17 protein-coding genes are annotated in these 18,627 nt (G+C 31.8%); 11 read left to right on the forward strand and 6 right to left on the reverse strand.

The features are described from left to right. Positions 1-2 precede the first annotated feature (2 nt). A complete protein-coding gene (dnaG, locus tag ACEQT4_RS06710; RefSeq protein WP_370226664.1) occupies positions 3-1,961 on the forward strand; it encodes a DNA primase in 1,959 nt (652 codons plus the stop codon). On the opposite strand, the gene ACEQT4_RS06715 is transcribed toward dnaG, so the two are convergent. Then, complete coding sequence (locus tag ACEQT4_RS06715; protein WP_370226665.1) at positions 1,956-2,582, reverse strand: response regulator; 627 nt, start codon at positions 2,580-2,582, stop codon at positions 1,956-1,958. The two genes, dnaG and ACEQT4_RS06715, sit on opposite strands and share 6 nt — an antisense overlap. Positions 2,583-2,691: 109 nt before the next feature. Continuing rightward, on the reverse strand, positions 2,692-3,480 hold the full coding sequence (gene nadE / locus ACEQT4_RS06720; protein WP_370226666.1) for an NAD(+) synthase: 789 nt from the start codon (positions 3,478-3,480) through the stop codon (positions 2,692-2,694). 91 nt (positions 3,481-3,571) lie between these two features. On the opposite strand from nadE, the gene gldB reads away from it, so the two are divergent. Next, positions 3,572-4,531, forward strand: coding sequence for a gliding motility lipoprotein GldB (gene gldB / locus ACEQT4_RS06725; RefSeq protein ID WP_370226668.1), 960 nt, complete (start codon positions 3,572-3,574; stop codon positions 4,529-4,531). Positions 4,532-4,533: 2 nt separating this feature from the next. Then, a complete protein-coding gene (gldC, locus tag ACEQT4_RS06730; RefSeq protein ID WP_027881101.1) occupies positions 4,534-4,866 on the forward strand; it encodes a gliding motility protein GldC in 333 nt (110 codons plus the stop codon). A 70-nt stretch (positions 4,867-4,936) separates the two neighbouring features. Here gldC and pruA read toward each other — a convergent pair whose 3' ends face one another. From pruA to ACEQT4_RS06745, 3 genes are all read right to left on the reverse strand, one after another. Then, complete coding sequence (gene pruA / locus ACEQT4_RS06735) at positions 4,937-6,565, reverse strand: L-glutamate gamma-semialdehyde dehydrogenase (RefSeq protein ID WP_336129607.1); 1,629 nt, start codon at positions 6,563-6,565, stop codon at positions 4,937-4,939. Positions 6,566-6,698: 133 nt separating this feature from the next. Then, positions 6,699-7,085: a Co2+/Mg2+ efflux protein ApaG gene (gene apaG / locus ACEQT4_RS06740; protein ID WP_027881103.1), complete on the reverse strand. Its 387-nt coding sequence runs from the start codon at positions 7,083-7,085 to the stop codon at positions 6,699-6,701. An 89-nt stretch (positions 7,086-7,174) separates the two neighbouring features. After that, positions 7,175-8,425: a type IX secretion system plug protein domain-containing protein gene (locus ACEQT4_RS06745; RefSeq protein ID WP_370226669.1), complete on the reverse strand. Its 1,251-nt coding sequence runs from the start codon at positions 8,423-8,425 to the stop codon at positions 7,175-7,177. A 157-nt stretch (positions 8,426-8,582) separates the two neighbouring features. Here ACEQT4_RS06745 and ACEQT4_RS06750 point away from each other — a divergent pair, with 157 nt between their 5' ends. The 7 genes from ACEQT4_RS06750 (at position 8,583) to ACEQT4_RS06780 (ending at position 17,644) form a co-directional block, all read left to right on the forward strand. Further along, positions 8,583-9,938, forward strand: coding sequence for a Na(+)-translocating NADH-quinone reductase subunit A (locus ACEQT4_RS06750; RefSeq protein WP_370226670.1), 1,356 nt, complete (start codon positions 8,583-8,585; stop codon positions 9,936-9,938). Next, on the forward strand, positions 9,938-11,152 hold the full coding sequence (locus tag ACEQT4_RS06755; protein ID WP_106680144.1) for an NADH:ubiquinone reductase (Na(+)-transporting) subunit B: 1,215 nt from the start codon (positions 9,938-9,940) through the stop codon (positions 11,150-11,152). The genes ACEQT4_RS06750 and ACEQT4_RS06755 overlap by 1 nt, the downstream gene beginning before the upstream one ends. 2 nt (positions 11,153-11,154) lie before the next feature. After that, positions 11,155-11,910: a Na(+)-translocating NADH-quinone reductase subunit C gene (locus tag ACEQT4_RS06760; protein WP_370226672.1), complete on the forward strand. Its 756-nt coding sequence runs from the start codon at positions 11,155-11,157 to the stop codon at positions 11,908-11,910. 2 nt (positions 11,911-11,912) lie between these two features. Further along, positions 11,913-12,557: an NADH:ubiquinone reductase (Na(+)-transporting) subunit D gene (locus ACEQT4_RS06765; RefSeq protein WP_027881108.1), complete on the forward strand. Its 645-nt coding sequence runs from the start codon at positions 11,913-11,915 to the stop codon at positions 12,555-12,557. A gap of 52 nt (positions 12,558-12,609) precedes the next feature. Continuing rightward, positions 12,610-13,344, forward strand: a complete 735-nt coding sequence (nqrE, locus tag ACEQT4_RS06770) for an NADH:ubiquinone reductase (Na(+)-transporting) subunit E (RefSeq protein ID WP_027881109.1) — start codon at positions 12,610-12,612, stop codon at positions 13,342-13,344. Between the two features lies 1 nt (position 13,345). Further along, positions 13,346-14,656, forward strand: coding sequence for an NADH:ubiquinone reductase (Na(+)-transporting) subunit F (gene nqrF, locus ACEQT4_RS06775; protein WP_027881110.1), 1,311 nt, complete (start codon positions 13,346-13,348; stop codon positions 14,654-14,656). Between the two features lie 183 nt (positions 14,657-14,839). After that, positions 14,840-17,644 (forward strand): M43 family zinc metalloprotease, encoded by a 2,805-nt coding sequence (locus ACEQT4_RS06780; RefSeq protein WP_370226673.1) that lies wholly within the window; start codon positions 14,840-14,842, stop codon positions 17,642-17,644. Between the two features lie 54 nt (positions 17,645-17,698). Here ACEQT4_RS06780 and ACEQT4_RS06785 read toward each other — a convergent pair whose 3' ends face one another. Then, complete coding sequence (locus ACEQT4_RS06785; protein ID WP_223077392.1) at positions 17,699-18,172, reverse strand: Na(+)-translocating NADH-quinone reductase subunit F; 474 nt, start codon at positions 18,170-18,172, stop codon at positions 17,699-17,701. Between the two features lie 77 nt (positions 18,173-18,249). Between ACEQT4_RS06785 and ACEQT4_RS06790 the strand changes: the two genes are divergently transcribed. Beyond that, positions 18,250-18,627, forward strand: coding sequence for a Na(+)-translocating NADH-quinone reductase subunit F (locus ACEQT4_RS06790; RefSeq protein ID WP_370226675.1), 378 nt, complete (start codon positions 18,250-18,252; stop codon positions 18,625-18,627).

Below are 18,627 nucleotides of genomic sequence, written 5' to 3' on the forward strand. Positions count from 1 at the left end.
TTTTGATATCAAAAACTACCATAGATCAAGTATATGAAACCGCTAGACTAGAAGAGGTTATTGGTGACTTCGTTCAGCTTAAAAAAGCTGGTAGTAACTTTAAAGGGTTAAGTCCGTTTTCAGACGAGCGTACACCAAGTTTTATGGTGTCTCCAGTAAAGCAAATCTGGAAGGATTTTAGTACAGGTAAAGGAGGAAATGTAGTAGCTTTTTTAATGGAGCATGAGCATTTTACTTATCCTGAAGCAATAAAGTATTTAGCAAAAAAATACAACATTGAAATTGAAGAAACAGAGCAAACTAACGCTCAAAAAGAAGCGCAAGATAAAAGAGAAAGTCTTTATTTGGTAAGTGAATATGCAAACACATATTTTCAAAATATATTACATAATACAGATAAAGGTAAAGCAATTGGTTTAAGCTATTTTAAAGAACGTGGTTTTACACCAGAAACTATAAAAAAGTTTGATTTAGGTTATTCTTTAGACGATTGGAGTGCTTTTACAGATGAGGCTATAAAACAAGGATATCAATTAGAGTTTTTAGAAGAAACAGGACTTACAATAGTTAAAGAAAACAAACAGTTTGACCGATTTAAAGGTCGTGTAATGTTTCCTATACAAAGCATGAGTGGTCGTGTTTTAGGTTTTGGAGGTCGTATTTTAACAAACGATAAAAAAGCTGCCAAATACCTAAATAGTCCAGAGAGTGAAATTTACCATAAAAGTAAAGTGCTTTATGGTATTTATCATGCTAAGCAAAGCATAGCAAAAGAAGATAATTGTTATTTAGTAGAAGGTTATACAGACGTTATTCAGTTTTATCAAACAGGAATAAAAAACGTAGTTTCAAGTTCTGGTACAGCTTTAACAAGTGATCAAATTAGATTAATTAATAGGCTAACCAAAAATATTACGGTGCTTTTTGACGGCGATGCTGCAGGTATGCGTGCGTCATTACGTGGTATAGATTTGATTTTAGAGCAAGGTATGAATGTTAAGGTTTGTACCTTTCCAGAAGGCGAAGATCCAGATAGTTTTGCAAAATCAAATACATTAGAAGAGTTAACAACTTATTTAGAAGAAAACGCTAAAGATTTCATTCAGTTTAAAGCATCGGTGTTATACCAATCTGCAAAAGGAGATCCAATAAAAAAAGCTGAAACGATTAGAGACATTGTTACAAGTATCTCAAAAATACCAGACAGGATTAAAACCGAGGTTTATATTCAAGAATGCGCTCGTATTATGGATATAAGTGAAGATGTACTTTTTACAACTTTAGCACAACTTCAAAATAAAGAAGTAAACGAAGCTTCAAAACAAAATGTCGCAGCAAAAAAAGCATTTGATGTAATAAAACCAGAGCAATCTGTAAAAAAGGTTGATGTTCAATATGAATTAGAAAGAAAAATTATTGAAATTTTATTGCTTTATGGTGATAGAACAGAAGAGTTTGAAGATTCTATATTGAAAGAAAATGAAAAAGGTGATTTAGTAGAGGAAACAGTAATGCAAGAAGCTAAAGTATTTGAAAAAATTTACTTAGATCTTCAAGAAGACGAAATGGAGTTTTTAAATCCTAAATTTAAATCTATTTATTATGAAGTCATAAATGGTTTAAACCAAGATCCTAATTTTAAAATAGAAAACCTTATTAACACTATAGATCCTGTACTTTCACAAGAGATCACTTCTATTATGATGGAAGACGAAAAATATAGTCTAGCAGATTGGCAAAGAAACAATATCTTTCCTAAGGACAAAACAATAAGTTTATCTCAATTAGTTAGCCAAACTATTTTGCACTTAAGGTCATTTTTAATAACTAAAAAGATAAACAGTTTGTTGCAGCAAACAGATAGTGATTTAACAGTACAAAATAGATCTATTATTGAAGATGTAATGGATTATAAAAAATTAGATAACATTTTATCTAGACGCTTAGGTAAACCTCTATAGGTTTAAATTATTAGCTTGATTAACCAAGTCTATTAAGTTAGAAACGTTTAACTTTTTCATTAATCTTGCTTTATAAGTACTTACCGTTTTTTCGTTTATGTTTAATTCTTCAGCAACTTCTTTGTTTCGTCTACCATTAGAAAGAAGTTTTAAAACTTCTACTTCTCTTGTAGATAGTTTTTTAAAATAACTTCCTCCTCTACTTTTAGATTTATTTGATGCAATTTTTTTAGATAAAGCAGGACTTAAATAAACGCCTCCTAAATGCACTTTCATTATTGCATCTTTTAATGTTAATAAGTCTTCTGTTTTAGATATAAATCCATCTGCTCCAGCTTTAATAGTGCTAATTGCATAAACATCTTCTTGCTGTCCAGAAAAAATAATTGTTTTAACGTTAGGATATTCTTTTTTTAAGCGTCTTAAAACGCTTATCCCATTAAGTTTGGGTAAGTCAATGTCGCACATTATAATGTCTACGTAGTATTCATTTAAAACGTCAAAGATAGCTTCTCCGTCTGCTACAGTAGCAACAATTTTTACATCTCTAGAATCTGAAAAGACCAATTCTATTCCTTTTGTAATAATAGGATATTGGTCTGCAACCAATAATTTGACCATGTTGTAAGTTTTTTATATCTATCAAAAAGTAAGATAGACTGGTTATAGAATAATTAATAGCATTCTAAAGTTATGTAAAAAACAGAAAAAAACAAAGTAAATTAAGGTGTTATAACAAAAATTTAGGGATTTCACACACAGGTATAGGGTTCATTTTGTGTAAGTTTCTGGTATTGTATGACTTATATATTTTAAAAACTTCTTTTTCTCTTCCCGAAAAATCAGAAATCTGTTTTCCTTTGGCATCCATGGTCATAGCCCATTCTAATTCAGGATAGCTAGCGCCTATTTGTTCTTCGTCGCTTCTTGCGTCACCAAATAAACCATCGCTTGGTGCTGCCTCAATTATTGATTTAGGGACATGTAAAAATTCGCCAATTTTATATACTTCACTTTTCATCAAATCTGCAATTGGACTTAAGTCTACGCCGCCATCTCCATATTTTGTATAAAAACCAACGCCAAAATCTTCAACTTTATTTCCAGTTCCAGCAACTAATAACCCATATAAACCGGCATGGTAGTACAAAGTAGTCATGCGCAGTCTTGCTCTTGTGTTAGCAAGTGCCATATCTACAGTCTCTTGTTTGCCTTCTAAAGAAACTTCTGTCTTAAATTCCTCAAAAACAGGAGTTAAATCTACTCTAACATCTTCAACATTACTATATCGACTTTTAAGTTGTTCGATGTGTTCTTGTGCTCTACTTACGTGGCTAGCTGCTTGATGTATAGGCATTTCTATGCATAAAACTTTTAAGCCTGTTTCTGCGCACAAAGTAGATGTTACTGCGCTATCGATTCCGCCAGAAACACCAACAACAAAACCATTAACTTTTGCGTTATTTGCATAGTCTTTTAGCCAGTTTACAATATGTTTAACAACTTTTTCTGTTTGCATAATAAAAGAATTTAAGTTAAAGTGTAGTACCTTTGTTTAACAAAAGTAAAGTAAAGCTTTAAGTAATAAAAATTAAGAGAAGTTTAAGTCTATGAGAGTTTACATTTTTTGTGTTTTTGTTTTTTTTAGTCTGTTTTCTTGCGAAGACGACAATAAAATAGAAGAAGAAATATCTAAAATTAATGTGAATTTAGATGTAGAACGTTTTGATTTAGCGTTTTCTAACACTTCTAAAGAAGATTTTCCAAAACTAAAAGAAGCATATCCATTTATGTTTTCTAATAAATATGAAGATGAGTTTTGGTTAAACAGAATGACAGATACTTTAGATGTTCTAATTGCTGAAAAAACAAGAGAAGTTTTTCCTGATTTTAAGGATGAGACTGTTGAAATAAAAAAAATGTATCAACATCTAAAATATTATTTCCCAGATACTAAAATCCCAAGAATAATAACCTTTAATGATAGAGTGGTGTATCAAAACAGAGTTTTTGTAACGGATACTGTTACGTTAATAGAACTTGATACGTATTTAGGAAAAGATCATGAGTTTTATCAAGGTATGCAAAAGTATATTGCTAGTAATATGGAGTCAGAATATATAGTTTCAGACCTATCTGAAGCTTATGCTAAAAAAATAATTTTAGATGGCAAACGAAAAAACTTGTTAGAAGAAATGATTTACCACGGAAAGATACTGTATTTCAAAGACATGATTATTCCGTTTAAAACTGATGCAGAAAAAATAAAATACACACCAGAGCAAATAGAATGGGTAAAATCTAATGAAGAGTACATCTGGCGTTACTTTGTAGATAAAGAGTTGCTTTTTAGTACAGATGCAAAATTACCTGGTAGGTTTATTAATCCAGCTCCTTTTTCTAAATTTTATTTAGAGCAAATTGATAATGAATCGCCTGGTCGTGTAGGAAGATACATAGGTTGGCAAATTGTAAGGTCTTATGCAGAAAAAAATGACATAGATTTTGTACAGTTGTTAAATACACCAGCACAAACAATTTTTAATAAAGCAAAATATAAACCAAATTAATAATGGCAAATATTAAATCAGAAATAAAATTAAACGTAGAATTAGATGAAAATCGTGTTCCAGAAAAATTAAACTGGACAGCACAAGATGGCGGAATAACAAATGCAGAAGCTAAAGCAATGATGCTTTCTGTTTGGGATAGTAAAGCGCAAGAATCTTTAAGAATAGATTTATGGACTAAAGATATGCCTGTAGATGAAATGAAAGTATTTTTTCATCAAACATTAGTAGCTATGAGCAACACATTTCATAGAGCAACACAAGACGAAAAAATGTCTGCTACAATGAAAGATTTTTGCGATTACTTTGCAGAAAAACTTGAATTGAAAAAATAAGAGCATCATAATTTAAAATAAAAAAACCGAAGCAATTTGCTTCGGTTTTTTTTATTGAATAATTTATAGATTATTCACCTAAAAACGGATATCTGTAATCTGTTGGAGTTACAAATGTTTCTTTAATCATTCTTGGTGAAACCCAACGTAATAAATTTAAAGCACTTCCTGCTTTATCGTTAGTTCCAGATGATCTTGCACCACCAAAAGGTTGTTGTCCTACAACAGCACCAGTTGGTTTATCGTTAATGTAGAAGTTACCAGCACAATTTTGTAATGCTTTTGTTGCTTCTACAATAGCATATCTGTCTTGTGCTAAAATAGCTCCTGTTAAAGCATACTCGCTAGTGCCATCTACTAATTCTAAGGTTTCAGAGAATTGATCATCTTTAAACACGTAAATAGTAATTACAGGACCAAAAAGTTCTTCTTGCATTGTTGTATACTTTGGATCTGTAGTTAAAAGTACAGTTGGTTCAATAAAATAACCTTTACTTTTATCGTAATTTCCACCAGCTATAACTTCAACATTATCATCAGCTTTAGCTTGGTCGATATACTTTGCTAATTTATCAAAAGAACCTTCGTGTATTACTGCAGTAAAGAAGTTGCTCATATCTTCTGGAGAGCCCATTTTAAATGACTTTACATCTTCAACTACGTAATCTTTAACTTGGTCCCAAATACTTTCAGAGATGTATGCTCTAGAAGCTGCGCTACATTTTTGACCTTGAAACTCAAATGCGCCTCTAACAATTGCAGTAGCGACTTGTTTTGGGTTTGCAGTTTTATGTGCAACAATAAAATCTTTTCCTCCAGTTTCACCTACAATTTTAGGGTATGTTTTGTAGTTGTGAATGTTGTTACCTATTTTTTTCCATAATTCTTTAAAGATGAAAGTAGATCCTGTAAAGTGTAATCCTGAAAAATCTGGACTGTCTAAAACAGTATCTGTAATCATCACTGGATCACCAAAAACAACGTTAATTACACCATCTGGTACACCAGCTTCTTTAAATACATCCATTACAACTTTAGCAGAGTAGATTTGTGAGTCACTTGGTTTCCAAACCACAACATTACCCATCATAGCCATACAAGAAGGTAAGTTTCCTGCAATTGCAGTAAAGTTAAATGGAGTTACTGCGTATGTGAATCCTTCTAACGGGCGATATTCTAAACGGTTCCAAGCATCACTTGTGCTTTCTGGTTGGTCGTGATAAATATCTGTCATGTATTGCACATTAAAACGTAAAAAATCAATTAACTCGCAAGCAGAATCAATTTCAGCTTGGTGTATTGTTTTTGATTGTGCAATCATGGTTGCTGCATTAATTTTTGCACGGTATGGACCAGCAATTAATTCTGCAGCTTTTAAAAATATAGCAGCACGTTGTTCCCAAGGTGTGTTAGCCCATGTTTTTCTAGCTTCTAATGCAGTTGCAATAGCTTCGTCAACATGTTTTTTTTCAGCTAAATGGTAGGTTCCAACAACATGTTTATGGTCGTGAGGCGGAGACATTGTTCTTGTGTTTCCTGTAGTAACATCTTTACCATTAATATACATTGGTACATCAATAGTCGTGTTAATCATTTCTTTGTATGCTTTTAAAACTGCTTCGCGTTCTGGCGAGCCTGGAGCATAGCTTTTTACTGGTTCATTAACAGCAATAGGTACGTTAAAAAATCCTTTTCCCATAGTTTAATGTTGTGTTTTTAATTCAAAATTTTGTCACACAAAGGTACAATTTTTTTATGGGTAAAAGTATGTTTTTAGGAATAGTTAATGGGTAATGTAAATGCTTGTTTGGTAGCTTATTATTTAAAAATAATTAGTTGATAGCAAATGGCGCACTAAGGTGAAACTTAGGTATTGCTACTTCAAAATTTTTGGTGGTTGCAAAATTAACCATATTGTAAAATCCTGACATAGCTCCAAATGGAGATGTTAATAAGCAACCAGAAGAATAGGTGTGAGATTCACCAGGTTTAATTACAGGTTTTTGACCAATTACGCCTTCGCCTTCAACTTCTTCAATATTGTTTAAAGCATCGTAAATTGTCCATTTTCTTGAATTAAGTTGAACAGCATCTTTACCTTGGTTTTCAATAGTTACTTGATAACCAAAAGCAAAATGAAGTTTGTAGTTTTTGTAAAACGTACCTTCAAAATTTGTTTCTACCGAAATTTTTATGCCTTTAGTAATTTGCTGTACCATAATAGATTAACTGGTTTTCTGCTATTGCAAAAATAGCAAATTATCAGTTAAGTTGATTGTTTTTAATGTTTATTAGAATAATTTTAAGATTAATTGGTGATTCCAACCGAGTTTTTTTCGCCTAAACCAATGATTTTGTCATATCTAGCACCAAGTTCTCTATAATAAACTATAACTTTATAATTATTTTCTGTTTGCCAAAAACTTCCGCCTATTTTATCATGATCTATGGAGTTGTCTTTATTTAAAATAACATATTTGTAGTTGTAAAAACCTTGTTTTAATATAAATGAAGTGGTATAAATACCTTCTTCTTCAAAAAACTCCATTCTTGTAGCATCTTCAAGTTCGTAATTATTGAAATTTCCGTAAACAAAAATATCTTGACCATCTTCTAATTTTGGGTATTGAAGACTAAAATGAACTTCGGCATAATCTGCTTCTACATCAGGATTATTAACATCTAAAGCGGTGATTACAAAATTACCGTTAATGTCAGGGTTGTATGTGTATTTTTGATTTGCTCTTGATACGTTTGTAAATAAATATGAGTGGTATAAGTCTTGTAAATCAATAAATTGAACGCCGTTACTTGCGGCTCTTATTTCTTTGTTTTCGAAAAAGAAAAATTCGTTACCTCCATAAAAGCTAGACTTTTCATTATATCTATAAGTTAACTCGTTGGCTAAGATGTATTGTGGTTTTAAATCAGTAATTGCAGTTTTTAAATTGTTGTTTTGAATAACTACGGTTTTTACAGTTTCTTTTGGGTTTACAAACTGAATTTGACTAGAGTTAATGGTAATATCTACTGATTGTTTTTTGTCTATTTCTTTAACGTTTCTGGATCGTCTTATTGCAACTCCAACATCAGCTAATTGCTCATAAACCATAAATTTTCTAGAGAAAATTATATCGTCATAATCATCATAAATGGTAATCATATAGTTGCCTGTAACCTTAATGGCTTGCGTGTATTGATTAGGTATAGTTAACTTGTAATGCGAGTAAGTTTGTAGTGTGTTAAATGAGTTTTGGTAGTTTCTTATGCGTTGTTCATCAAAGCCATCTAAGTATTCAGATTCTACTAATTGCGATGGTGTCCAGTCAAAATTATAATGTTTAATCTCGTAATAATAATCATCTTCATTTCCATTAAGAGCATCAAATTCAAGTTGTAAGGATTCGCCTAATTTTATGATTGGAAGTTGGCTTTCTGCAGTCCCGCCATTAAAATAAATGGTTTTAATATAGTCAGGAGGAATAATTTCTTCAACTTGTGAAAAGCCAAATAAAGGAAAGATTAATAGCAATATAAGTTGTTTAATTTTTTGTTGCATTTAACGAAGATTTTATATAACAAATATAAACAAAATCTGTGCCTTAAAGTTTTTCTTGATTATTTATGATATAATTATGTATTTATTCTTAAATTTGCACGGATTTTTGATTCCTCAAAACTCAATCAGTATAACTATTAACTAATAGATTTATAACATGTCAAACGACATTAAGATTAAAAAAGGTCTAGATATAAAGTTAGAAGGAGAAGCAGAAAAGGCTACTGAAAATGCCATAGTAAGCAACTTTTACGCTATTAGACCAGAAGATTTCCATCAAGTTACTCCAAAATTAGTTGCTAGAGAAGGAGATAAAGTAAAAGCAGGAAGTACTGTTTTTTATGATAAATCCGACGAAAGTGTAAAATTTGTTTCTCCTGTTTCTGGAGAAATCGTTGAGATAGAACGTGGAGCTAAAAGAAGAATTTTAACAATCAAAATTAAAGCAGACAAAGAGCAAGCTTACGAAGATTTTGGAAAGTTAGACGTACAGTCTGCAAATGCAGAAGCAGTAAAGTCTAGGTTATTAGAATCAGGTTGTTGGGCTTTTATCAAACAACGTCCTTACGATGTTGTTGCAAAGCCAAATAGTATGCCAAAGTCTATCTTTATCTCAGCTTATGCAAGTGCGCCATTAGCAGCAGATTTAGATTATACACTGCAAGGTAAAGAGGCTGAGCTTCAAGCTGCAGTAACTGCTTTAAGTAAGTTAACAGAAGGAGCAGTGCATGTTTCTGTTGGTAAAAATGGTAACTCACCATTAGCTAACTTAAATAATGTAACAGTACACAAAGTATCTGGTCCACATCCATCTGGTAATGTAGGAACACAAATCAACAAAATAGATCCGATTAATAAAGGTGAAGTTGTTTGGACAGTAAATGCTCAAGATTTAGTAATCATAGGAGAATTACTTTTAACAGGAAAGTTTAATGCAGAACGTGTTATCGCGCTAGCAGGAGCATCTGTTAAAAAGCCAAGATATTTCCGTACTAAAATAGGAAGTGAAGTGTCTACTATGATTTATGATAATGGTGTTGATAAAGATGGTAATGACCGTATTATTTCAGGAAATGTCTTAACAGGAAAGCAAGTTAAACCAGACGGATATTTAGATTACTACAGTAACATAATTACGGTAATTCCTGAAGGAGACGATTACGAATTTTTTGGTTGGAATAAGCCTGTATTTAATAAAATATCTACATCAAGAGCTTTAACTTTTTCTTGGTTATCGCCAAACAAAAAATATAACTTAGATACTAATACTAACGGAGAGCATAGAGCTTTTGTAGTAACAGGAAGTTATGAAGAAGTGTTTCCTTTAGATATTTATCCATTACAAATCTTAAAATCTTGTATGTATAAAGATTTAGATGAGATGGAAGCTTTAGGGATGTATGAGGTTGCACCAGAGGATTTTGCTTTAACAGAATTTATTTGTGTGTCAAAACAACCACATCAAAAAATAATTAGAGAAGGATTAGACTTAATGCTTAAAGAAATTGGATAATGGGTTTAAAAAGTAACTTACACAATTTAAAAGAAAAGTATAAGGGCACCAAAATGGCGCCAGCATTTAATGCAATACATACTTTTTTATATCTGCCAAATGAAACGACTCATGGAGGAACTCATGTAAAGGCAGCAGACGATTTAAAGCGTACAATGAATACTGTAATCATGGCATTAATACCATGTTTAATCTTCGGTATTTTTAACGCCGGTTACCAACACTATGCAGCTATCGATGCTGCAGCAGGTATAACAAGAGAAGCTTCTTTATTTGGAAACTTCTTAACATGGGATAATTTTGTTATCGGTGCTTGGACCGTTTTACCTTTAGTAATAGTATCTTACGGAGTTGGTCTTTTAGTCGAATTTATTTTTGCAGTAATTAAAGGTCACGAAGTAGAAGAAGGTTACCTTGTAACAGGAATGTTAGTACCATTAATTGTTCCAGTAGATATCCCATTATGGATGTTAGCTGTAGCAGTTGTTTTTGGTGTAGTTATAGGTAAAGAAGTTTTTGGTGGTACAGGAATGAATATCTTAAACCCAGCATTAACTATTCGTGCATTCTTATTCTTTGCTTATCCAACATGGATGTCTGGAGATAAAGTATGGGTACACGGAGCAGTTGAAAGAGCAGGTACACCAGATGCTATTTCAGGCGAAACACTATTAGGAGCTTATGCTCAAAACAGTAGTCTAGCCGGAATTGACTACATGGACATGTTCTACGGTTTTATTCCAGGTTCAGTAGGAGAAACTTCTAAGTTATTAATTATAGTAGGAGCATTATTCTTAATCTTCACTAAAATAGGAAGTTGGAGAATTATCCTATCTACAATAATTGGAGCTTTATCTATGGGATTAATTTTTAATGGTGTAGTAGATGCAGGTTGGATAGGAGAAACTAGTAAGTTTTATGGCTTAATGAGTGTTCCTTTCTGGCAACATTTAATTATTGGAAGTATTTTGTTTGGTGCTGTTTACATGGCAACAGATCCTGTTACAGCATCTCAAACTAATAAAGGAAAATGGATATATGGGTTTTTAATTGGTTTCCTATCAATAATGATACGTGTATTTAATCCAGCTTATCCAGAAGGTGTTTTCTTAGCTATTCTTTTAATGAATGTTTTTGCACCAACAATTGACCATTACGTTGTACAAGCAAATGTAAAACGTAGAATGAAACGTTTAAAAGTTAAAACTGCTTAGTCATGTCAAACAAAACAGATAGTAATTTATATACCGTATTATTTGCCATAGGAATGGTAGTTGTAGTTGGTGCTTTATTAGCTTTTACAGCAGCATCTTTAAAGCCTACTATAAAAGAAAACGAAAGAATGGAAAAACAACAAAACATTCTTTATGCTATGGGAGTAAATGACAATGGAGAAACTGATGTTGCATTTATTTCTACAGATAAGGTTAGCGAAGCTTTTTCAAAATACATTACTAAACAAATTGTAATAGAAGGTAATGATGTTAAAGAAAATGACGAGGCTTACTTAATCGATGTTAAAAAAGAACAAGCAAAAGCAAAAGCAGGAGAAACAAGACGTTTACCTTTATTTATTGGAGAAAAAGATGGTAATACATTTTACGTAGCACCAATATATGGTAAAGGACTTTGGGACGCTATTTGGGGCTATATTGCTATGGATAAAGATATGGTTGTTCAAGGTGTGTATTTTGACCATAAAGGAGAAACACCAGGTTTAGGAGCAAACATTAAACAACGTTATTTTATGGATGACTTTTATGGAGAACACTTACTAACAGATAATGGAGTGTTTAAAGGTATAACAGTTGCAAAAGGAAATAACGATCCTAAAAATGAAGATAAAACAGATTATGAGGTAGATGCTCTGGCAGGAGCTACCATTACAGGTAATGGAGTTAGTGCTATGATTAAAAATGACTTGAAGTTATACTTGCCTTATTTTGAAACATTAAAAAATCAAGCTAATTAATTATGGGACTACTTTCAAAAAAAGACGCTAAATTAATTACAGATCCATTAGCAGATAATAACCCAATTACTATACAGGTATTAGGTATTTGTTCTGCGTTAGCAATTACTGCAGAACTTAAAGCTTCTATAGTAATGGCAATTTCTGTATTATTTGTATTAGGAGTTGGTAACGTTGTTATTTCTTTAATGAGAAATATCATACCTTCAAAAATTAGAATTATAGTACAACTTATTGTTGTAGCTGCTCTTGTAATTATTGTAGATCAAGTACTAAAAGCTTTTGCTTACGAGTTAAGTAAAACACTTTCTGTATTCGTTGGTTTAATTATTACAAACTGTATCATTATGGGACGTTTTGAAGCATTTGCTTTAGGTAATGGACCGTGGAAATCTTTCCTTGATGGAATAGGTAACGCATTAGGATACGGTGTTATATTAATAATAGTAGGTTTTTTTAGAGAATTATTAGGTTCTGGTACTTTATTAGGATTTAAAGTTTTAGGAGATCCTATCGAAAAATCAGGATTGTATGCAATAGGATATGAAAATAACGGATTTATGTTATTATCGCCAATGGCATTAATTGTTGTAGGTATTATTATTTGGGTACAACGTAGCAGAAACAAAGATTTAATAGAAGACTAAACATTGACTCGTTTTTTGAAGTATACTTCAAAAAGACATCAAAAAATAACATATGGAACATATAGAATTATTTTTCAAATCAATCTTTATAGATAACATGGTATTTGCAACATTCCTTGGGATGTGTTCTTACCTTGCAGTATCTAAAAAAGTATCAACAGCTGTAGGTTTAGGTGCTGCAGTAATCTTTGTATTAGCAGTTACTGTGCCTATAAACTGGCTTTTAGATCAATATGTATTACAACCAGGTGCATTATCTTGGTTAGGAGAAGAATATGCTAGTTATGATTTAAGTTTCTTATCATTTATCATGTTTATTGCAACTATAGCAACCATGGTACAATTAGTAGAAATTGTTGTAGAAAAGTTTTCTCCTTCATTATATAACTCACTAGGTATATTTTTACCGTTAATTGCAGTAAACTGTGCAATTTTAGGAGGATCTTTATTTATGCAGTCAAGAGAAATCGAAACTATAGGTTTAGCATTTAATTATGGTATAGCTTCTGGTATAGGTTGGTTCTTAGCAATTTTAGCTATCGCAGCAATCCGCGAAAAGATTCGTTATTCTAACGTACCAGCTCCCTTAAGAGGACTAGGAATTACATTTATTATTACTGGTCTTATGGCAATTGGATTTATGAGTTTTGGAGGAATGTTAACTGGAGGAGATGATGAAGGTTCTAAAAAAACAGAACAAGCAGCTCAAATTGAAAAGCAAGATAAAACCGAAACTAAGGTTATAGAGAATAACTCAACTATAGCTAACAATACAACAGTAGAGTAATATGATTTTAGCAGCAAGTACATTAGGAACAGTTTTAACAACTGTTATCGCATTCTTAGTAATAACATTGGTATTAGTATCATTATTATTATATGTTAAGCAAAAATTATCACCATCAGGTCCTGTAACTATTAAAATAAATGGTGAAAAAGAAATTGAAGTATCATCAGGTGGTACATTATTATCAACATTAGGTAACCAAAAAATATTCTTGCCATCAGCATGTGGTGGTGGTGGAACTTGTATCCAATGTGAATGTCACGTTTTAGATGGAGGAGGAGAAGCTTTACCAACAGAAACACCTCACTTTACAAGAAAAGAATTACAACATGGTGCGCGTTTAGCTTGTCAAGTTAAAGTTAAACAAGACATGGAAATTACGATACCAGAAGAAGTATTTGGTATTAAAAAATGGGAAGCAACAGTTGTACGTAATTACAATGTAGCCTCTTTTATTAAGGAGTTTGTAGTTGAAATCCCTGAGGATATGAATTACAAAGCAGGTGGATACATTCAAATTGAAATTCCTAAATGTGAAGTAAAATATTCAGATATGGATATTACCGCACATCCAGAAGAACACGATTCACCAGATAAGTTTCAGGCAGAATGGGATAAATTCAATTTATGGCCATTAGTAATGAAAAATGACGAAACTGTAGAACGTGCTTACTCTATGGCTTCTTACCCAGCAGAAGGTAGAGAGATTATGTTAAATGTTCGTATTGCAACGCCACCATGGGATAGAAATAAAAATGGATGGATGGATGTAAACCCAGGTGTAGCATCATCATACATATTTAACTTAAAGAAAGGTGATAAATGTGTAATTTCAGGACCTTATGGAGAGTTCTTTATTAACGAATCTGATGCAGAAATGCTTTACGTTGGTGGAGGAGCAGGTATGGCACCAATGCGTTCTCACTTATATCATTTATTCAAAACGTTAAAAACAGGACGTAAAGTAACATATTGGTATGGAGGTCGTTCTAAGCGTGAATTATTCTATATTGAACATTTCCGTGAGTTAGAAAGAGATTTCCCTAACTTTAAATTTTACTTAGCTCTTTCAGAACCTTTAGAAGAAGATAACTGGAAAGTTAAGAAAGACATACATGATGAAGAAGGAGATGGTTTTGTAGGGTTTATTCATAATTGTGTAATAGATAACTACTTAAATCATCATGATACACCAGAAGATATAGAGTTATACTTCTGTGGTCCTCCTTTAATGAATAAAGCAGTACAAAAAATGGGTGAAGATTTTGGTATTCCAGATGAAAACATCCGATTTGATGACTTTGGAGGATAGTATAAAACCTCTTCAAATAAAAAAAAGCCAATGTTTTTACATTGGCTTTTTTTTTACTTAAAATCAGAAAAAAACCGAATATTTCCTTTTTTTTTAGTTTTTTATCGAAAAATGATTAAAATCATTCTATTTTTAAGTTTAAAAGTTAATTTGCATCGGTTAAATGTAAATATTCTTATATCTATGAAAAAAAATACTAAATTATTGTTAATAGCGATACTTTTGTTAAGTGTTAATCTCAGTTACTCTCAAAATAGAAAGATTAATAAAGAAAATTCTAAAAGTATTAGTCATAATCATCCTAATACAGAGCAGGATGTTATATTAAATGAAGAAAATCAAAGATTTTTAAATGAGAATGGTGTTGTTCGTTGTCTTACTGAAGAAATGAATAACAAGTATAGATTAAACAACCCAAATGTGCAATCTAAACAACAGTTTGAAGATTGGATTGCTCCTTTAGTTCAGCAGTATAAAGCTCAACAGGCTTCAAGAGTCGCTAATAGTGTAGAATCTGCTCAAATGCAAGTATATACTATTCCTATTATTTTTCATGTAGTTTCTGGAACACAAGGTGATGCAGCAGATTTAGATGCTCAGTATGTAAATGCTCAAATCGAACAATTAAATCTTGATTTTTCTAACCAAGCAGGCGGAGCAACAGGATATTGGTCTTCTGTAGCAGCAGATGCACAAATTGTATTTGTCCCTGCTCAAGTAGATCCCAATGGAAATCCTTTAGCAGAACCAGGTATTAATCGTGTTTACGGATATCCTGGACAATTATCAACTGCAGATTTTGATAATACAATTAAACCTGCAACAATTTGGGACAGAACATTATATGCTAATTGTTGGACAGGAAATTTAGGAGGTGGATTATTGGGATATGCTCAGTTTCCTGATAGTTCAGGATTGCCAGGTATGCCAGCTTCAGGAGGATCTGCAAATACAGATGGTGTTGTTTGTTTATATACATCAATAGGATCTGTAGCTAACCCACATCCAAACGGAGGTGTTTATGCAGCAGGAAGAACTTTAACACATGAAATAGGTCACTGGATCGGTCTAAGACATATTTGGGGAGATGGAAATTGTAGTGTAGACGATTTTTGTAATGATACACCAAACCAAAACGGATCAAGTTCAGGTTGTCCAAATACTAACGATACCTGTACTGGTGGAGATAGAGATATGGTAGAAAATTTTATGGATTATAGTTTTGATACTTGTATGAATTTATTTACTGCAGATCAAGTTGCAAGAATGGCTGTAGTTATGCAAAACTCTCCTGGTCGATCTGAGTTAGCTAGCTCTAACACAGGTAACGCTGGACCTATAATTTCTTTTGCTTTAGCTAGTGATAATGTTATTGAAGGGTCTGATTGTAATTTTACAGATGTAACTGTAGATTTAACAATTGCCGAAGGAGCTTCTCAAAACACAACTGTTAACTTATCAGTACAAGGGGCAACAGCAGATGCACAAGATTATACGCTTTTAAATAATTCAGTAGTCTTCAGTGCAGGTTCAACAGCAACACAGTCTGTAGTAATAAGAGTTTTTAATGATGGCTTTGTTGAAGGAGAAGAAAGTATAGATTTAACTTTTACAGTTAATGCTAATGGAGGAGATGCTACAGCAGGTAATAATAACTTTACATTAGTAATTACAGATGATGATGTTGTTCCTGTAAATATTCAAACAATTACTCTAATAGATTCTAATTTAGAAACAACAGATGCTACAAATTGGTTTGTAATAGATAATGATGGTGATGGAAATAATTTCTTAAGTGCTAATTCTTCAGGTACAGATTTATATGGTAATGGGACAATAGTAAGTGTATTTTTTGCTTCAGAATCTAATGGTGCAATTTTTGGTACAGGAGCTAATTTTACACCAGATAATTTCTTACTGTCTGATATGATATCTATACCTTCAAATGCATCTTCAGTTAACTTATCTTATGGTATTGCAGGATATGGGGATAGTGAACCGTATGAGGTTTATTGGACTACAGATAACACTAATGTAAGCACTATAACTAGCGGTAATTTAATTGATTCAGGAAATACACTTGATGATAATGGTGAGTTTAGAAATATAGATATGTCTGCTTATATTGGTCAGACAGGTTATTTAGCATTTAGGCACAATAGTCCTGGTACAAACAACGGTAACGGGGTAACAGAAGGACTGTTCTTATTAGATAATATAAATTTTGAAGCTATAGTAGCTAAAAGTATACAAACAGATGTTAATACAGGTACATCTAATGATTTATTAGCTTTAAGGTCTAGTGGATCTGTTTATGCTTCAGATTCTGTTAGTACAGATTTAATGTTAGATATAACCAATATAAATAATGATGATTTTGGTTGTGTAGACATATCTGTATCTAGAGCAGGTACTAGTGCACAGAGTTATAACGGAAGTTCAGTGTCTAATTATGTAACAGATAAGACGTTTACTATAACACCTTCAAATGTACTTACGACTTCTAATATTACTGTAGATTTTTATTTTACTGAAGCAGAAATATTAGGTTATGAAGCTACTACTGGACAAAGTAGAAACTCGATTAGTATATTAAGAGATAATGGAGTTACAACAGAAGTAGTATCAGCTTCAGTCTCATCTTTTGGTTCAGACTATAAATTATCAGGAACATTTACATCAGGAATTGAAGGGACTTATTATTTTGGTGTGCCTGCTGCATTATCAACTTCAGAATTTGATTTTGACCAATTTGCAGTATATCCAAACCCAACAAATGGCAAAGTGACTATTGCTTTAAGCACCAATCAAGATGTTAATCTTTCTTTATTTGATATTAGAGGTCGTCAAATTTTTAATAATTTATACTCTAACAACAATTCAATATTTAATAAGACTATTAATTTAAATACAAATTCAACAGGAATTTATATACTTAAAGTTGAAGCAGGTAATAAGTCTGCATTTAAAAGAATTGTAGTGAAGTAGATTAATGATAAATATTTAGAAAAGCCCAATACTAAAGTGTTGGGCTTTTTTATTTTAAACATTTTCAAATTCAAAATTTGTAAATTTTAAATCACTATTTTTTGTAATTACAGCTTTAAATACGTTGGAATAATCCATAATATTTTCAATATTATCAAAGTCGCATAGTACTTTAATAGTTTCTTTTAAACCATTAAATAGTATGTCTTTATTTGTTGAGTTTTTAGGTCTTTTATTTTTATGATGAAGTGGTAGTTCGTAACCGCAACCTTTTAAAAAAGCAGCTTCAATTTTTAGTAACTCTAGTGGCGAATATCCGTTAAAAGTTCTTCCTAAATTTTGATGTACTAGTCCAAGGTAATTTAACTTTAAAGAGCCATGATCATCAGATAAATATTTCCAAGCATCTTTTTGGTCTAAAATATTTCCAACAGCACATTGTTTACAACATTCTGGGTTTAAAAGGTCTTCATTAAAAGCTGTGTATAGTTTTTTAATAGCGTTATCAAATCTTGTTGATGTTTTCATTTTAAATTTCTTAGCGATTTTCTTCTTTTAAAATAAGAAAATTTCAGCAAATAAATGTTAAAACGTATTTTTGTACTATGAGTAAAGCCTTAACAAAACAAGAACTTCATAATCTAGCAATGAACCATGTTGGAAAAGACTTAGAACAACGTGGTTTCGAGTTTATTGCTATAAATAGTAAGCTAAAAAGACATCCGCAATTTGTTTGTATGGATAAAAATAAACAGTACTACTTTGTAATAGTAAAAGCTGTAATTTTACCTGAAAATGCTAATAATTATGATGTCGTTTGGATGGAATCTTTTAAAAAACATGCACAAGAGCATAATGCAAAAGTTTTATATGCTGGTGTTGGTTTAGGTAATCCACAAGGAGAGGATTTACCGATATACTTAAATGAAGAGTATTTAATAGAATATAATGGTATCCAAGTGATAGAAACTCATTTAAATTAA

It is taken from the genome of Mesoflavibacter sp. (assembly GCF_964226795.1).
Taxonomy (GTDB): Bacteria; Bacteroidota; Bacteroidia; order Flavobacteriales; family Flavobacteriaceae; genus Mesoflavibacter; species Mesoflavibacter zeaxanthinifaciens.